Source organism: Janthinobacterium kochi (genome assembly GCF_051380715.1).
In the GTDB taxonomy this organism is placed as follows: Bacteria; Pseudomonadota; Gammaproteobacteria; order Burkholderiales; family Burkholderiaceae_D; genus Janthinobacterium.
In genome coordinates this window covers 38,389-53,672 of sequence record NZ_JBNYXO010000014.1, presented here as the reverse complement: position 1 = coordinate 53,672, position 15,284 = coordinate 38,389, and the positions used below count along the sequence as shown (strand labels likewise).

16 protein-coding genes are annotated in these 15,284 nt (G+C 62.5%); 10 read left to right on the top strand and 6 right to left on the bottom strand.

Annotated elements, in window-relative coordinates:
* Positions 1-38: 38 nt before the first annotated feature.
* The 10 genes from ACQ4WL_RS23465 (at position 39) to ACQ4WL_RS23420 (ending at position 11,269) form a co-directional block, all read left to right on the top strand.
* The gene (locus tag ACQ4WL_RS23465) at positions 39-1,586 is read left to right on the top strand and encodes a flagellar hook protein FlgE (protein WP_436511905.1); all 1,548 of its coding nucleotides are present in this window, start codon (positions 39-41) and stop codon (positions 1,584-1,586) included.
* A 60-nt stretch (positions 1,587-1,646) separates the two neighbouring features.
* Positions 1,647-2,390, top strand: a complete 744-nt coding sequence (locus ACQ4WL_RS23460) for a flagellar basal body rod protein FlgF (RefSeq protein WP_436511904.1) — start codon at positions 1,647-1,649, stop codon at positions 2,388-2,390.
* A 72-nt stretch (positions 2,391-2,462) separates the two neighbouring features.
* Positions 2,463-3,245, top strand: a complete 783-nt coding sequence (gene flgG / locus ACQ4WL_RS23455) for a flagellar basal-body rod protein FlgG (RefSeq protein ID WP_102120009.1) — start codon at positions 2,463-2,465, stop codon at positions 3,243-3,245.
* Positions 3,246-3,295: 50 nt separating this feature from the next.
* Positions 3,296-3,946, top strand: coding sequence for a flagellar basal body L-ring protein FlgH (locus tag ACQ4WL_RS23450; RefSeq protein ID WP_436511903.1), 651 nt, complete (start codon positions 3,296-3,298; stop codon positions 3,944-3,946).
* A gap of 2 nt (positions 3,947-3,948) precedes the next feature.
* A complete protein-coding gene (locus tag ACQ4WL_RS23445) occupies positions 3,949-5,064 on the top strand; it encodes a flagellar basal body P-ring protein FlgI (protein ID WP_436511902.1) in 1,116 nt (371 codons plus the stop codon).
* A gap of 10 nt (positions 5,065-5,074) precedes the next feature.
* Positions 5,075-6,001 carry a flagellar assembly peptidoglycan hydrolase FlgJ gene (gene flgJ, locus ACQ4WL_RS23440; protein WP_436511901.1) on the top strand — a complete coding sequence of 309 codons (927 nt, stop codon included), beginning with the start codon at positions 5,075-5,077 and terminating at the stop codon, positions 5,999-6,001.
* An 88-nt stretch (positions 6,002-6,089) separates the two neighbouring features.
* Positions 6,090-8,057, top strand: coding sequence for a flagellar hook-associated protein FlgK (gene flgK / locus ACQ4WL_RS23435; RefSeq protein WP_436511900.1), 1,968 nt, complete (start codon positions 6,090-6,092; stop codon positions 8,055-8,057).
* A gap of 51 nt (positions 8,058-8,108) precedes the next feature.
* Positions 8,109-9,350 carry a flagellar hook-associated protein FlgL gene (gene flgL, locus ACQ4WL_RS23430; protein WP_436511899.1) on the top strand — a complete coding sequence of 414 codons (1,242 nt, stop codon included), beginning with the start codon at positions 8,109-8,111 and terminating at the stop codon, positions 9,348-9,350.
* Between the two features lie 167 nt (positions 9,351-9,517).
* Positions 9,518-9,961, top strand: a complete 444-nt coding sequence (locus ACQ4WL_RS23425) for a MarR family winged helix-turn-helix transcriptional regulator (protein WP_436511898.1) — start codon at positions 9,518-9,520, stop codon at positions 9,959-9,961.
* A gap of 48 nt (positions 9,962-10,009) precedes the next feature.
* Positions 10,010-11,269 carry an MFS transporter gene (locus ACQ4WL_RS23420; protein ID WP_436511897.1) on the top strand — a complete coding sequence of 420 codons (1,260 nt, stop codon included), beginning with the start codon at positions 10,010-10,012 and terminating at the stop codon, positions 11,267-11,269.
* Positions 11,270-11,278: 9 nt separating this feature from the next.
* On the opposite strand, the gene fliR is transcribed toward ACQ4WL_RS23420, so the two are convergent.
* Genes fliR through fliM form a run of 6 tightly spaced genes read right to left on the bottom strand, consistent with a single transcriptional unit; the run spans position 11,279 to position 15,279 of the window.
* Complete coding sequence (gene fliR, locus ACQ4WL_RS23415) at positions 11,279-12,133, bottom strand: flagellar biosynthetic protein FliR (RefSeq protein WP_436511896.1); 855 nt, start codon at positions 12,131-12,133, stop codon at positions 11,279-11,281.
* 22 nt (positions 12,134-12,155) lie between these two features.
* On the bottom strand, positions 12,156-12,425 hold the full coding sequence (gene fliQ, locus ACQ4WL_RS23410) for a flagellar biosynthesis protein FliQ (RefSeq protein WP_035821365.1): 270 nt from the start codon (positions 12,423-12,425) through the stop codon (positions 12,156-12,158).
* Between the two features lie 9 nt (positions 12,426-12,434).
* The gene (gene fliP, locus ACQ4WL_RS23405; RefSeq protein WP_436511971.1) at positions 12,435-13,193 is read right to left on the bottom strand and encodes a flagellar type III secretion system pore protein FliP; all 759 of its coding nucleotides are present in this window, start codon (positions 13,191-13,193) and stop codon (positions 12,435-12,437) included.
* A 7-nt stretch (positions 13,194-13,200) separates the two neighbouring features.
* Positions 13,201-13,809: a flagellar biosynthetic protein FliO gene (fliO, locus tag ACQ4WL_RS23400; RefSeq protein WP_436511895.1), complete on the bottom strand. Its 609-nt coding sequence runs from the start codon at positions 13,807-13,809 to the stop codon at positions 13,201-13,203.
* Positions 13,806-14,240 carry a flagellar motor switch protein FliN gene (gene fliN / locus ACQ4WL_RS23395; RefSeq protein ID WP_034754038.1) on the bottom strand — a complete coding sequence of 145 codons (435 nt, stop codon included), beginning with the start codon at positions 14,238-14,240 and terminating at the stop codon, positions 13,806-13,808. Before fliN ends, fliO begins: the two co-directional genes overlap by 4 nt.
* A 52-nt stretch (positions 14,241-14,292) precedes the next feature.
* Positions 14,293-15,279, bottom strand: coding sequence for a flagellar motor switch protein FliM (gene fliM / locus ACQ4WL_RS23390; protein ID WP_034754035.1), 987 nt, complete (start codon positions 15,277-15,279; stop codon positions 14,293-14,295).
* Positions 15,280-15,284 lie beyond the last annotated feature (5 nt).

Sequence of the window (15,284 nt, the reverse complement as noted above, 5' to 3'; positions counted from 1 at the left end):
GTAGACCCTCTACCCCTAATTTCTACCAGGAGAACACAATGTCTTTCCAACAAGGCCTGAGCGGCTTGAATGGCGCCGCCAAATCGCTGGACGTCATCGGCAACAACATCGCCAACTCGGCCACCGTGGGTTTCAAGCAGTCGCAGGCGCAGTTTGCCGACATCTATGCCAACTCGCTGTATGGCGTGGGCGGCAACCAGCCCGGCATCGGCGTGGCCGTGTCGCAAGTGGCGCAGCTGTTCAACCAGGGTAACCTGGAGAGTTCGTCGAATCCGCTCGACATCGCCATCAATGGCGGCGGTTTCTTCCGCACCAGCGTGAACGGTGCCATCCAGTATTCGCGCAACGGCCAGTTCCAGGTCGACAAGAGCGGCTTCATCATCAATGCCCAGAAAGCCCAGCTGACGGGCTATCCGGCCGATGCGAACGGCAAGATCCTGGCCGGCGCCGTCGTGCCGCTGCAGATCGACCCGTCCGACATGGCGCCGCAGGCGACCACCAAGGTCGATACCCAGGTCAACCTCGATTCCAACTCGGCCATGCCGACCGTGGTGCCGTTCAGCGTGGGAGAGCAAAAGTCGTGGACCAAGCAGTTCCCCGTGCCGGTTTTCGATTCGCTGGGCAATGCCCACACCATGTCCAATTTCTATGTCAAGACGGGCACCAATAGCTGGGATGTCTACTCGGCTACTGACGGCAAGGAAATTACCAGCGCGAAAGTGGCTGCGGCGGCGCAGACCGATGCCGCCTCGCTGACCGCGCGCAGCGCCTACCAGGCCGCCGTCACGGCCGTGCCGCTGGTACCGGCAGCTATCACGGCCGCCGCCGTCGCCTATGGCAATGCGGCCGGCGCCGCCGTGCGCGCCGCCGCCGTGCTGGCCGGCGCCAGCACCGCCCAGTTGAATGCCATCAGCGCCACCTATGGCAGCGCCGTGCCCAACGGCGTCAATTCCAACCTGACGCCAGATCAGATCGACAAGAATATCGCCTCCGTGACGGAAGTGCCCGCCGTGAGGTCGGCTTCGCTGGTGTTCAACAGCGTCGGCAGCCTGGACAAGGCCGCCATGCTGGGCCTGACGCCGCCGCAAACCTTGCCGGTGACGGTCAACCTGCCCGTCTTCCCCGCTACGGGCGCGAACGCGAACCTGGCGATCAAGGTCGACTTCACCAATTCCACCCAGCTCAGTTCGTCCACCAGCGAAAAGCGCACCGTGGCCGATGGTTATGCGGCCGGTCAGCTGAGCCGTTTCGTCGTGGGCACCGATGGCGTGATTCAGGGCCAGTACAACAATGGCAAGACACGCGACCTGGGCCAGGTAGTGTTGACCAAGTTTGCCAATCCGAATGGCCTGGAGCCGCTGGGCAACAATGCCTGGGCGGAGAGTTCGACCTCGGGCAGTCCCATGACGGGTGAGCCGAGCTCGGCCGGCTTGGGCGACTTGCGCGCCTCGGCCGTAGAAGTGTCGAACGTGGACCTGACGGCCGAACTGGTCAACATGATCACCGCCCAGCGCGCCTACCAGGCGAATGCGCAGACCATCAAGACGCAGGATTCGGTCTTGCAGACCCTGGTCAACCTGCGCTAATAGTACCGGGGTCAGACCCGCCGGGTCTGACCCCAGCTTTTGTTTTGCACGGAGAAACACATGGACCGTCTCATCTACACCGCCGGCTCGGGCGCCAAGCACATCCTGGACAAGCAGGCGACCACGGCGAATAACCTGGCGAACGCCACCAGCACGGGTTTCCGTGCCCAGCTCGACTCGTTTCGCGCCGTGCCCGTGGTGGCCGATGGCATGATGCCGACGCGCGCCTTCGTCGTAGATTCGACGGTCGGTTCCGATTTCACGCAAGGACCCATGCAGCACACGGGCCGCGCGCTCGACGTGGCCGTGGAAAACGGTGGCTGGATCGCGGTGCAGTCCGCCGACGGATCCGAAGCCTATACGCGCAACGGCGCCTTCAAGCTCAATGAAAACGGCATGCTGCAAACGCAGGGCGGGCTGATGGTGCAGGGCGATACGGGGCCCATGGCGATTCCGCCGGGCGTGACGGTGTCCATCGCCAGCGATGGCACGGTGGGCACGATTTCCACCGATGTGCCGCCGGGCCCGTCCACGGTGCTGGGACGCATCAAGCTGGTCAACCCGCCCGAGCAGCAACTGGTGCGCGGCGACGACGGCCTGTTCCGCCTGAAAGATGGCACGCTGGCGCAAGCCGACCAGGCCGTCAAATTGACCACGGGCGCGCTGGAAGGCAGCAATGTCAGCCCCGTCGACTCGATGGTCAGCATGATCGCCCTGGCGCGCCAGTTCGAAACACAAATGAGCTTGTTGAAGAATGCCGAGAATAACGCGGCGAAAGCCACCCAGATCCTCGCTTTGAATTGATAGAGCCGGTCGCATAATGGTCACATAGAAATAGTCTACAGGGCTGGCAAGCGCTGTTATTGGAGAAAAAACATGATTCGTTCCCTTTGGATAGCCAAGACCGGCCTGGAAGCGCAGCAGACGCAGATGGACGTGATCGCCAATAACCTGGCCAACGTCAGCACCACCGGCTTCAAGAAGTCGCGTGCCGTCTTTGAAGACTTGCTGTATCAAAATGTGCGCCAGCCGGGTGCGCAATCGTCGCAGCAAACCCAGCTGCCGTCGGGCTTGCAGATCGGCACGGGCGTGCGCACCGTGGCTACCGAACGCATCCATACCCAGGGCAATCCCCAGGCGTCGGGCAATTCGCGCGACGTGATGGTCAACGGCACCGGTTTCTTCCAGGTGTTGCTGCCCGATGGCGCCACCGCCTACACGCGCGACGGCTCCTTCCAGACGGATGCCAATGGCCAGCTGGTGACGTCCGAAGGTTTTGTGATCCAGCCTGCCATCACCGTACCGACCAATGCGCTGAGCCTGACCGTGGCGCGCGACGGCACCGTCTCCGTCACCTTGCCCGACACCGTGGCGCCATCGCAGATCGGTTCGCTGCAACTGACTACCTTCGTCAATCCGGCCGGCCTGGAATCGAAGGGTGAAAACCTGTACATGGAAACGGGGGCCTCCGGCGTGGCGCAAACCAACACCCCGGGCACGAATGGCGCCGGCGTGCTGATGCAGGGCTATATCGAGAGCTCGAACGTCAACGTGGCCGAGGAAATGGTCAACATGATCCAGACGCAGCGCGCCTACGAAATCAACAGCAAGGCCATCACCACATCCGATCAAATGCTGCAGAAATTGTCGCAACTTTAATTTTCATAGTCGTCATGCCATCCGCCGCCGGATGGCAGCGGAGGTTCGCCATGCAATACCCCATCATCGCCCTGTTGTCCGCAGTCCTGCTGTCCGGCTGCGCCATCACGCCCACCTCGATCGTGCAATACCCGACCACCACGCGCGCGCCCATGCCCGAACCGGTGGTCGTCAGCAACGGTTCCATCTACCAGCCGTCGACTTACCGTCCCGCGTTTGAAGACCGCCGCGCGCGCCATGTGGGCGACATGATGACGATCGCCATCACCGAGCGCACGAATGCCGTCAAGGCGGGCGCCAGTTCCGGCAACAAGTCCGGCAGCGTGGGCTTCAGCACGCCAGGCATGCTGCAGGGCCGCCTGGGCGGCAGCGTCTCGGCGAATGGCGCAACAAAATTTGCCGATGGCGACAACCAGTCCGCCAGCAACACCTTTAGCGGCACGATAGGCGTGACGGTGATCGAGGTATTGCCAAATGGAAATCTCATCGTCGCCGGCGAAAAACAGATCGCCATGAACAAGGGCACGGAATTCATCCGCTTCTCGGGCATGGTCAATCCGGACACCATCGGCATCGGCAACGTCGTGCCCTCGACCCAGGTGGCCGATGCGCGCGTCGAGTACCGCACCAACAGCCAGATCGATCGTGCCGAAATGGCGTCGATGGCGTCGCGCTTCTTCCTCAGCCTGCTGCCGTTCTGATCATGGCGACCTTGACCTTCCCCCGCTTTTTAGCCATGTTCGGCCTGGCCGTCTCCCTGCTGGCGCCCGTCGCCCAGGCCGAGCGCATCAAGGACCTGGCCAGCATCGCCGGCGTGCGCCAGAATCAGCTGATGGGCTATGGTCTCGTCGTCGGCCTCGACGGCAGCGGCGACCAGACCACGCAAACGCCATTTACCATCCAGAGCGTGGCGGCGATGCTGCAGCAGCAAGGCATTAACTTGCCGCAAGGCACCAGTTTGCAATTGAAGAACGTGGCCGCCGTGATGGTGACGACATCCTTGCCCGCATTTGCCCAGCCGGGCCAGATGCTGGACGTGACCGTGTCGTCGATGGGCAATGCGAAGAGCTTGCGCGGCGGCACGTTATTGATGACGCCACTGAAGGGCGCCGATGGCCAGGTGTATGGCATGGCGCAGGGCAATGTGCTGGTGGGCGGCGTGGGCGCGCAGGCGGCCGGCAGCTCCGTCGTCATCAATCACTTGAGCGTGGGACGCATCTCGGGTGGCGCCACTGTCGAGCGCAGCGTCGCTTCGGTGCTGGGCGCCAACAATACGATACGCCTGGAATTGAATGCCACCGATTTCGCCACCGCCAGCCGGGTGGTCGAGGCCATCAACAGCCGCTACGGCGCCGGCACGGCCGCCGCGCTGGACGGACGCGTGATCCAGGTGCAGTCGCCGGGCGGCAGCGACCAGCGCGTGACCTTCCTGGGCCAGCTGGAAAGCATCGAAGTCAATCCGGCCCGCCTGGCGGCCAAGGTCATCATGAATGCGCGCACCGGTTCTGTCGTGATGAACCAGTCCGTGACCCTGGAAACGTGCGCCATTTCGCACGGCAACCTGTCCGTCACCATCAATGTCGAGCCGCAGGTGAGCCAGCCGGCACCTTTGTCGGGCGGGCGCACGGTGGTCACGCAGACGGCGCAGATCGATATCAAGAAGGAACCGGGCAAGGTCATGCTGGTCAAGGGCGGCGCTTCGCTGTCCGACGTGGTGAAAGCCTTGAATGCCATCGGCGCCTCGCCGCAAGACTTGCTGGCCATTCTGCAGGCGATGAAGGCGGCCGGTTCGCTGCGCGCCGAACTTGAAATCATTTGATGGGTACGCCATGATCAGCCAAACCGACCTCAGCAATACCGCCGCCTATGACGTCAAGGGCATGGATGGCTTGCGCCAGTCCGCCAAGGCGAAGGACCCTGCCGCCCTGAAAGAGGCCGCCACGCAATTTGAAGCCATGTTCATCAACATGATGATGAAAAGCATGCGCGAAGCCTCGCCGCAGGACGGCATCATGGATAGCCAGCAAAGCAAGATGTACACCTCGATGCTGGATCAGCAGACGAGCCAGAACCTGGCCAAGCGCGGCACGGGCCTGGCGGACGTGCTGATCCGTCAACTGTCGTCCTCGAACCAGGCGCTGGCTGCCGATGGCGCCGAAGCGCCGTCGCCCCGTTCGTCGAGCATGGCGCAGGCGCTGGCCGCGTTCCGCCAGCAGCAGGGCGCGCTCACCGATGGCGCGGCCAGCACCACCGTCACCGGCAAGACATTGAGCGACAAGGCCAACGCCACGCAGGCGCCGCACGTGCGCGCCTTCCAGGAAAAGCTGGGCGTGCATGCGGAAGAAGCCAGTCGCGCCACCGGCATCCCGGCCAAGTTCATGCTGGGCCAGGCGGCGCTGGAAACGGGCTGGGGCAAGCGCGAAATCATCAGCCGCGACGGCAGCAGCAGCCACAACCTGTTTGGCATCAAGGCCACGGGCGACTGGAAAGGCAAGGTCACGGAAGCCGTCACCACGGAATATGTGAATGGCAAGGCGCAACGCAAGGTGGAAAAATTCCGCGCCTATGACAGCTACGCGGACAGTTTCAAGGATTATGCGCAGTTGATTACCAACAACAAGCGCTATGAAAAAGTGCTGGCCAGCGCGGGCGACGCCAGCACGTTCGCCCAGGGCTTGCAAAAGGCCGGTTACGCGACGGACCCGAATTACGCTGCCAAATTGACAAAAATCATCAAGCATTCTCTGGTCGGTTAATCCGCCTCCCTACCCTTGTGCAGGACGCGCGCTTCAAGTTTTCGCCGCGGCTGCCGTAAATACATTTGACGGTAACCAATAAGACACCATGACTTCGAATCTACTCAGCATCGGTAAGAGCGGTTTGCTTGCAGCGCAGGTGGGCCTGTCGACGACCGGGCATAACATCACCAATGCGAATGTACCCGGGTACAATCGCCAGACGGTGCTGCAGCAGACTTCGCAGTCGAACTTTGCCGGCTATGGCTTCGTCGGCACGGGCACGGAGGTGTCACAGATCAAGCGCCAGTACGACAGCTTCATGGCCACCCAGGTCAATGCCGCGCAAAGCGCCACCAGCGCACTCGACACCTATTACACGCAGATCAGCCAGATCGACAACTTGCTGGCCGATCCCACGGCGGGCTTGTCGCCCGCCCTGCAAGATTTCTTCAAGGGCGTGCAGGATTTCAGCGCCAATCCGTCTTCGGTCGCCTCGCGCCAGGCGCTGCTGTCGAGCGCCGGCTCGCTCGCTTCCCGTTTCCAGGGCTTGAGCGCGCGCCTGACGGAGATCGGCGACGGCGTCAATTCGCAGATCACGTCGAATGTGACGGTGATTAATACCTATGCCAAGCAGCTCGCCGAGCTGAACAAATCGATTTCCCAGTTATCGGTCGATGCCAGCAACCAGCCCAACGATCTGCTGGACCAGCGCGACCAGCTGATCACGGAATTGAACAAATATGTCAAGGCGACGGTGCAACCCGCAGCCAACAATACCGTGACCATTTCCATCGGCGCGGGCCAGCCGCTGGTGGTGGCGGACCGCAGCTTCGAGCTGGCGGCCACGCCTTCGCGAACGGACCCGAACCGCATCGAGGTGGGCTATGTCACGGGCAGTACTGTCACCGTGCTGCCGGACAGTTCCCTGACCGGCGGCTCGCTGGGCGGCTTGCTGGAATTTCGCAGCGGCACCCTGGACAATGTCCAGAACTCCCTGGGCAAGGTGGCCATCGCGCTGGCCAGCACTTTCAACGACCAGCACAAGCTGGGGCAGGACTTGAATAGCGCCATGGGCGGCGACTTTTTCAAGATACCCGACCCCGTGATCGGCGCCGACCGCGGCAACAACGCCAGCAGCACCACCGTGCTGTCAGCCAAGGTCAGCGACCCCACCAAGCTGACGGCCAGCGATTACAGCCTGAAATACGACGGCAGCAACTATGTGGTGACGCGCGAATCCGACGGCGCGCACACCATCATCAATCCGTATCCGCAAACGGGGCCGCAAACCATCGACGGCGTCGATTTCTCGATCTCGGGCGCGGCCGCCCAAGGCGACAACTACGTCATCAAGCCGACGGCGAATGGCGCGGCCGGTATGGCCGTGCTGATCACCGACCGCAACAAGATCGCCGCCGCCGCCCCCATCGCCACCTCGGCGCCGGTGGCCAATACGGGCACGGGCAAGCTCAGCGCAGGCTCCGTCGACAAGGCCTACCTGACACCAGGCAATGCCCTGACCGGTCCCGTGACCTTGACCTACGACAAGGCGACCACCTCGCTGACGGGTTTCCCGGCCGGCCAGGCGGTGACGGTCAAGGGCTTGAATGGCGCCACCACGACCTATCCGGCCGGCACGGCGAACATCCCGTATACGGAAGGCGATAGCCTCAGCTTTGGCGGCATCAATGTCAGCATGACGGGCGCGCCGGCGCAGGGCGATAAATTCACCATTGCGCCGAACTTGGGCGGTGTGGGCGACAACCGCAACGCCGCGCTGCTGGCGGGCTTGCAGACGAAGAACATCCTCGATGGCGGCAATGCCACGTTCCAGGGCTCGTACGCGCAAACCGTCAGCTTCGTGGGCAACAAGACACGTGAAGTACAGGTCAGCGGCCTGGCCAGCCTGGCCTTGCTGCAGCAGACCAGCACCCAGCAGCAGGCTGTTTCCGGCGTCAACCTCGACGAAGAGGCGGCCAACCTGCTGCGTTACCAGCAGTCCTACCAGGCGTGCGGCAAGGTCATGCAAATCGCCAGCACCCTGTTCGACGTGGTGATCGGCCTGGGACGTTAATCAATTTTTGCCGCGGCGTAGTGCGCGGCGGCTTTCTGGAAGGGCAGCATCATGCGCATCAGCACACGAATGATTTATGACCAGGGCAGCTCGCAGCTGAATAATCTGCAGGGCGCCCTGAACCGTACGCAGATGCAGCTGTCGTCGAACCGTCGCAATCTGACGCCGGCCGACGATCCGATCGCCTCGGCGCGCGCGCTGGAAGTGACGCAGTCGCAATCGATCAATACCCAGTTCGTGACGAACCGCTCGAACGCGAAGAATTTCCTGTCGCAGGAAGAGCTGGCATTGGCCAGCACCACTTCGTTGATCGCCGACGTGAAAGACCTGGTGCTGAAGGCCGGTAATCCTTCCCTCAAGGATATCGACCGCGATACCCTGGCCAAGGAACTGGAAGGCCGGTTGACCGACTTGATGGGCATCGCCAACACGGCCGACGGCGCCGGCGGCTACCTGTTTTCCGGCTATAAATCCACCACCCAGCCATTCAGCCAGACACCCACGGGCGCCACCTATGTGGGCGACCAGGGGCAGCGCGAATTGCAGGTGGGTTCGGCGCGCTATCTGGCCACCAGCGATTCCGGCGCCACCGTGTTCGAGAATAACCTGACCGGCAATGGCAAGTTCACCACGGCGGCGGCCACCGCCAACTTTACGCGCGGCGGCTCGGGCATCGTTTCGGGCGGCACGGTGACGGACCCGTCGGTATTGACGGGGCACAAGTATTCGATCGATTTCAAGGTCACGGGTACGGGCACCGACGCCGTCACCACGTACACCGTCACGGACGCCACGCTGGGCCAGACGGTGCCAAATCCCGCCGTGCCCATCCCCTACAAGGCGGGCGACGCCATCACCTTCGACGGCCAGCAAGTGAACATCACGGGCAAGCCAGCCGACCAGGACAGCTTTACGCTGGAGCCGAGCGCCAAGGAATCGCTGTTTACCACCGTGAAAAACCTGATCGGCGTGCTGCGCCAGGCGGGCAGCGGCGATGCGGGCCAGGCGCGCCTGACGAACGGCTTGAACGCCGCGCATAATATTCTCGACACGGCCTACGACAATGTACTGTCCGTGCGCGCGGAAGTCGGTTCGCGCATGAAGGAACTCGATTATCTCGACAGTGCTGGCGACGACCTCGACATCCAGTACGCCACCACCCTGTCGGACTTGCAGGACCTGGACATGGTCAAAGCCATTTCCACTTTCAGCCAGCAGCAAGTCACCCTGCAGGCGGCGCAAAAATCGTTCACCTCGATCTCGGGCCTGTCGCTGTTCAATTACATCAGCTAAGCGTTCGGTATCGGCTAGATGACCGGCAAGCCGGGGCAGGGAGTGCATCTCCCACCCCGGCTTTTTTGCGCCTGCAAGATGGTCACCTGATAATATATACAGGCAAACTGTGCAGTCTACCTGTATATCTGTTATAGTGGAGCCTGTTGATCCACTACTTGCTTCCCATGCACACCCCACAAGAAGAGCACGAACACGTATTGCAGCTGGCCGGCGACTTGCGCATTCTCATTGGCACATTGCGCCGCCGCCTGCGCGAGGAAGCGCATCTTGGGGATGTCAGCATGTCGCAGGCGTCCGTGCTAAGCCGCCTTGAGCGCGACGGCCCGGCCACCGCCAGCAGCCTGGCGCGCGCCGAAGGCATGCGGCCCCAGTCGATGGCCGCTACGGTGCTGGCGCTGAGCGAGGCGCAGCTGGTGACGGGCTCGCCCGACCCGGCTGATGGCCGGCAGACGCTATTGACCCTGACGGACAGTTGCCGCGCCTGGATCGCGGCCAGCCGTGCCGCGCGCGAGGACTGGCTGGCGCGCACCATTGAAACCCGGCTCACGCCGGACGAAGTCATCGAACTGAACCATGCGGTGGCGCTACTCAAACGCTTGGCGGAGTGATCTGCTGAACCATCCACCCCGACCCCGGCAAGGAGCCCGCACGGCCAGATGAACAACACATTCCGTTCGCTACGCATTCCCAATTACCGTATCTGGGCCGCTGGCGCCCTGGTGTCGAATATCGGCACCTGGATGCAGCGCACGGCGCAAGATTGGCTGGTGCTGAGTGAATTGACGCAGCACAAAGCCAGTGCCGTCGGCATCGTCATGGCCTTGCAATTCGGCCCGCAACTGCTGTTGCTGCCCCTGACGGGCATGGCGGCCGACTTGCTCGATCGCAGGAAATTGTTGCTGTGTACGCAGGCGGCCATGGGCTTGCTGGCGCTGGGACTCGGGATATTGTGCATCAGTGGACAGGTAGCACTGTGGCACGTGTATGTGTTTGCTTTCCTGCTGGGCTGCGTGACGGCCTTCGATTCGCCCGTGCGCCAGACGTTTGTTGCCGAAATTGTCGGTGAGGAAGACCTGACGAATGCCGTGGCACTCAATTCCACCTCGTTCAATGCGGCGCGCATGCTGGGCCCTGCGGTAGCAGGGCTGCTGATCAGCAGCGTCGGCAGCGGCTGGGTCTTCATCATCAACGCCATCTCGTTTGCGGCCGTGATCGGTTCACTGTTGCTGCTGCGCGTGGCATTGCTGCGCCGCGCGCCGCGTCTGAAGGCCACGCGCGCCAGCCTGGGCGAGGGTTTCCGCTACGTGCGCCAGCGGCCCGACCTGATGGCCATCCTGCTGATGCTGTTCCTGATTGGCACCTTTGGCTTGAATTTCCCGATTTTCCTGTCGACCATGTCGGTCACGGCTTTCCATGCGGGTGCCGACCAATATGGCGTGCTCAGTTCCGTGATGGCGTGCGGCTCGGTGGCCGGCGCCCTGCTGGCGGCGGGGCGCGGCCAGCCTACCCTGGCCTTGTTGCTGGGCGCCGCTGCGCTGTTCGGCCTGGCCTGCGCGCTGGCCGCCGTGATGCCCAACTACTGGCTGTTCGGCATGATGCTGGTGGTCATCGGCATCGCCGCGCAAACGTTTACCACCAGCGTCAACAGCAGTGTGCAACTGTCGACGGCGCCCGCCATGCGGGGCCGCGTCATGGCCATCCTGCTGGCCATCTCGGCAGGCGGCACGCCGCTGGGCGCGCCCATCGTGGGCTGGGTGGCCGATACCTGCGGCCCGCGCTGGGCGCTGGGCATCGGCGCCCTGTCGGGCGTGGCGGCGGCGCTGGTCGGCGTGCGCTACCTGGTCAAGCATCATCAGTTGCGCCTGAATCTCGACGTGCGGCGCTGGCGCGTGGCGCTGAGCACCGACCAGCATTGACCGCCGGTCTTAGCGTGCCGGTGTTGCCGGTGTCGCCGGACGCAAGGGATTCGGCGGCGCGGGCGGCGCTGGCCGGTCGCGCGTGGCAAAGCCGCGCGGCAGCAAACGCGCCGTTTCTATGCCGCGCAGGAACATGTTCTGGAAGGGCGTGGCCAGGTAGGGCAGGACCATGCTGATCACCAGCAAGCCCACGCCCAGGGTGACGGGGAAGCCGATACCGAAAATGTTCAGCTGCGGCGCGGCCCGCGTCAAGATACCCAGCGCCACGTTGGTCAGCAGCAAGGCGGCGATGATGGGCAGCGAAATCTGCAGGCCGGAGCGGAAGATTTCCCCGCCCCAGGCCGCCAATTGCTGGAAGCCGCCGCCGCTGACGGGACTCGATGAAATGGGCAGGCTGACAAAGCTTTCCGCCAACGCCGCCAGCAAGACCAGGTGGCCGTTGACTGTCAAAAACATCAAGGTGGCCAGCATGACGAGGAACTGGCTGATGGCGGAAGACCTGCCCTTGGTTTGCGGGTCGAAGAACGAGGCGAAGCCCAGGCCCATGGTCAGACTGCTGAGTTCGCCGGCCATTTCGATGGCGGAAAACACGATGCGGATGGAAAAGCCCATGGCCAGGCCCACCAGCATCTCTTGCGTCAGGATCAGCAAGCCGGGCAAGGACATCGGGTTGACGGCAGGCAGGGCCGGTACGGTGGGGGCGATGATCATGGCCAGCAGCGCGCCCAGGGTCACCTTCACGCTGGCTGGCACGGCCGCGTTGCCAAACAGGGGCGCGGCCGCAATCAGGCCGAGGATGCGGCTAAGTGGCCACAGCAGTGCTGCGATCCAGGTGTTCAGTTCGATGCTCGACAGGGTCAGCATAGGAGGATCAGCGATGGCTGCACTAACCGACCAGGTTCGGGATGCCCGTGAAGACCTGGCGCATGTAGTCGAGCATGACGGACAGCATCCACGGGCCCGCCACGACGAGGGCGACAAAGATGCCGACCAGCTTGGGGATGAAGGACAGGGTTGCCTCGTTGATCTGCGTGGCCGCCTGGAAGATGCTGACGATCAAGCCGATGATGAGGGCGACGAGCAGCATGGGCGCGGCCACCATCAGGGTGATTTCCATCGCATGGCGGCCCAGGGTCATGACGCTTTCGGGTGTCATCGTAATCCCCTAGTAAAAACTCTGTGACAGCGAGCCCAGCAGCAGTTGCCAGCCATCGACCAGCACGAACAGCATCAGTTTGAACGGCAGCGAGATCGTCGCCGGCGACATCATCATCATCCCCATCGACATCAGCACGCTGGCGACCACCATGTCGATGATCAGGAACGGGATGAAGATGGCAAAGCCGATCTGGAACGCCGTCTTCAGTTCACTGGTGACGAAGGCGGGCACGAGGATGCGCAGCGGCACGTCTTCCGGACCTTGCAGGGCCGGCGAGCGCGACATTTTGGCAAACAGGGCCAGGTCGGCCTGGCGGGTCTGCTTGAGCATGAAGGTTTTCAGGGGATCGACGCCCTTGTCCATCGCTTGCTGCATGCTGATTTTGTTTTCCTGATAAGGCAGATAGGCATCCGTATAAATCTTGTCGAACACGGGGCCCATGACGAACAGGGTCAGGAACAGGGCCAGTCCCACCAGCACCTGGTTGGGCGGCGCCGATTGCGTGCCGATGGCCTGGCGCAGCAGGGATAGCACGATGATGATGCGCGTAAAGCAGGTCATCATCAAGAGGGCCGCCGGCAGGAAGGTGAGCGACGTCATCAGGATGAGCGTCTGCACCGGCAGCGAGTAATTTTGTCCCCCGCCCGGCGCCGGCGTGCTGTTGAATGCCGGGATGCCCGGCTGGGCCATGGCCCACAACGGCAAGGCCAGCGCGACGGCCGCCAGCAGCCAGGTCAGGGGAGTCTTCACGTTGGACCACTCCATCTGCTGCTTATTTCCCATTGCGTTTTTCGATGGTCTGTTTCAGCCACTCGGAAAAATTGGCGGCCGCGGGGCCGTTTTGCGCCGTCGTCAGTTGCGGCAAATCGCCTTCCTGGCGCGGCATGGTGGCCAGCGCGTTGATCCTGCCGGGCGAGGCGCCGACGACGATCCACTGGTCGGCCACTTCGACGAGGACGATGCGTTCGCGTCCGCCCAGGTTGAGCGAACTGACGACGCGCATCTTGTTGTTGCCGCCCATGACCTTGGGGCCATAGCGCTTCATGAACCAGGCCAGGCCGATCAGTAGGGCCAGCACGAACACCAGCGCGAAGATGGTTTGCAGCAAGCTGCCGGCCGAGCTCGTCGGCGCCATCGTCATGGGCGCGCCGGGCGGTACGGCGGGCATGGCAGCAGCTGTCGCGGGCGCCGCTTCAGCGGCTGCAGCGGGTTTTTCACTTGCAACTTCGGCAGGGGAGGGGGCGGTGTTGGCCGCCGGCGCTGCTGCCGTCACCGCTGCAGCAACTGGCACCGACGCGGGGGCCGGCGCCGGTGCAGCTTGGGCGATACAGCACGCCGCTGCCAGCGGCAGCAGGGTGGAAATCAACAGGCCAGGCTTCATTTATTCAATTTTCGGATACGTTCGGAAGGCGTGATGATGTCGGTCAGGCGGATACCAAACTTGTCATTCACCACCACCACTTCGCCCTGGGCGATCAGGCAGCCGTTCACCAGCACGTCCATCGGTTCACCCGCCAGGCCGTCGAGCTCGACCACGGAACCTTGTGCCAGTTGCAGCAAGTTCTTGATGGCGATCTTGGTACGGCCCAGCTCGACCGTCAGTTGCACGGGAATATCGAGGATGAAATCGATATCGTTGTGCGTTTCTGACTTCGATGCCTGCTTGGAAAAGTCCTTGAACACGGCGGCGCTGGCCGCGCTGGCCGTATTGGCAGCCTGGTTTTGCAGCGCTTCGGCTTCCGCCTTGGCCTGCTCGGCGATGGCCGCGCCCCAATCGTCTTCCGCGCTTTGGTCGTCTTGGTTGTCAGACATGTGTTTCTCCTGTTGTACAGATGCGGACCGCAGCGCGGCCCGATTGCATTACTTAATGATTATTCATGTTGTCGGCATTAGCCAGCAACTTTTCGACCTTCAGCGCATATTGTCCGTTCAACACGCCGTACGTGCAATCCATCACGGGCACGCCGTCGACGGTGGCGGCGATCAATTCGGGAATGTTGAGCGGTATGATGTCGCCCACCTTCATGTTCAGGATTTCGTCGAACGAGACGCGCGCCGTGCCCAGCGAGGCCACCAGTTCGACTTCGGCGATCTGGATCTGCTGCGTCATCAGGCGGATCCAGCGCTTGTCCACTTCCAGCGCTTCACCCTGCAGGCTGGAGGTCAGCGAATCGCGGATCGGCTCGATCATCGAATACGGCATGCAGAAGTGGATTTGTCCGGAAACGGAGCCCAATTCCACCGTAAACGTGGACGCCACCACCACTTCGTTCGGCGTGGCGATGTTGGCGAACTGCGTGTTCATTTCCGAACGGATATATTCGAATTCGACGGGGAAGACCGGCTCCCACGACTTGGTATAGGCTTCAAAGACGATGTCGAGGATGCGCAAAATGATGCGCTGCTCTGTCTGCGTAAAGTCACGCCCTTCGACGCGCGTATGAAAACGTCCGTCGCCGCCAAACAGATTATCGACCAGCAGGAAGACCAGGCCCGGATCGAAGACCATCAGGGCCGTGCCGCGCAGCGGCTTCATGTGGACCAGGTTCAAATTGGTCGGCACCACCAGGTTGCGGATGAACTCGCTGTACTTCGACACGCGCACGGAACCGACCGACACTTCGGCGCTGCGGCGCAGGAAGTTGAACAGGCCCACGCGCAGCAGACGGGCGAAACGCTCGTTGATAATTTCCAACGTTGGCATCCGGCCGCGCACGATGCGCTCCTGGGTTGCCAAGTTGTAGGTACGAACTCCCGTGACATCTTCCGGCGCCTGCGCGTCGTCCTGGTCTCCGTTGACGCCCTTCAGAAGGGCATCGACTTCTTCCTGGGAGAGGAAATTATCGGCCATGGCTG

Coding starts and splice junctions, on each gene's coding strand:
- flgL (WP_436511899.1), top strand. CDS start 8,109: ATGCGCATCAGCACACGAATGATTTATGACCAGGGCAGCTCGCAGCTG.
- fliN (WP_034754038.1), bottom strand. CDS start 14,240: ATGTCTGACAACCAAGACGACCAAAGCGCGGAAGACGATTGGGGCGCG.
- ACQ4WL_RS23465 (WP_436511905.1), top strand. CDS start 39: ATGTCTTTCCAACAAGGCCTGAGCGGCTTGAATGGCGCCGCCAAATCG.
- ACQ4WL_RS23460 (WP_436511904.1), top strand. CDS start 1,647: ATGGACCGTCTCATCTACACCGCCGGCTCGGGCGCCAAGCACATCCTG.
- ACQ4WL_RS23445 (WP_436511902.1), top strand. CDS start 3,949: ATGGCGACCTTGACCTTCCCCCGCTTTTTAGCCATGTTCGGCCTGGCC.
- fliR (WP_436511896.1), bottom strand. CDS start 12,133: ATGCTGACCCTGTCGAGCATCGAACTGAACACCTGGATCGCAGCACTG.
- flgK (WP_436511900.1), top strand. CDS start 6,090: ATGACTTCGAATCTACTCAGCATCGGTAAGAGCGGTTTGCTTGCAGCG.
- ACQ4WL_RS23425 (WP_436511898.1), top strand. CDS start 9,518: ATGCACACCCCACAAGAAGAGCACGAACACGTATTGCAGCTGGCCGGC.
- fliP (WP_436511971.1), bottom strand. CDS start 13,193: ATGGAGTGGTCCAACGTGAAGACTCCCCTGACCTGGCTGCTGGCGGCC.
- fliM (WP_034754035.1), bottom strand. CDS start 15,279: ATGGCCGATAATTTCCTCTCCCAGGAAGAAGTCGATGCCCTTCTGAAG.
- ACQ4WL_RS23450 (WP_436511903.1), top strand. CDS start 3,296: ATGCAATACCCCATCATCGCCCTGTTGTCCGCAGTCCTGCTGTCCGGC.
- fliO (WP_436511895.1), bottom strand. CDS start 13,809: ATGAAGCCTGGCCTGTTGATTTCCACCCTGCTGCCGCTGGCAGCGGCG.
- fliQ (WP_035821365.1), bottom strand. CDS start 12,425: ATGACACCCGAAAGCGTCATGACCCTGGGCCGCCATGCGATGGAAATC.
- flgG (WP_102120009.1), top strand. CDS start 2,463: ATGATTCGTTCCCTTTGGATAGCCAAGACCGGCCTGGAAGCGCAGCAG.
- flgJ (WP_436511901.1), top strand. CDS start 5,075: ATGATCAGCCAAACCGACCTCAGCAATACCGCCGCCTATGACGTCAAG.
- ACQ4WL_RS23420 (WP_436511897.1), top strand. CDS start 10,010: ATGAACAACACATTCCGTTCGCTACGCATTCCCAATTACCGTATCTGG.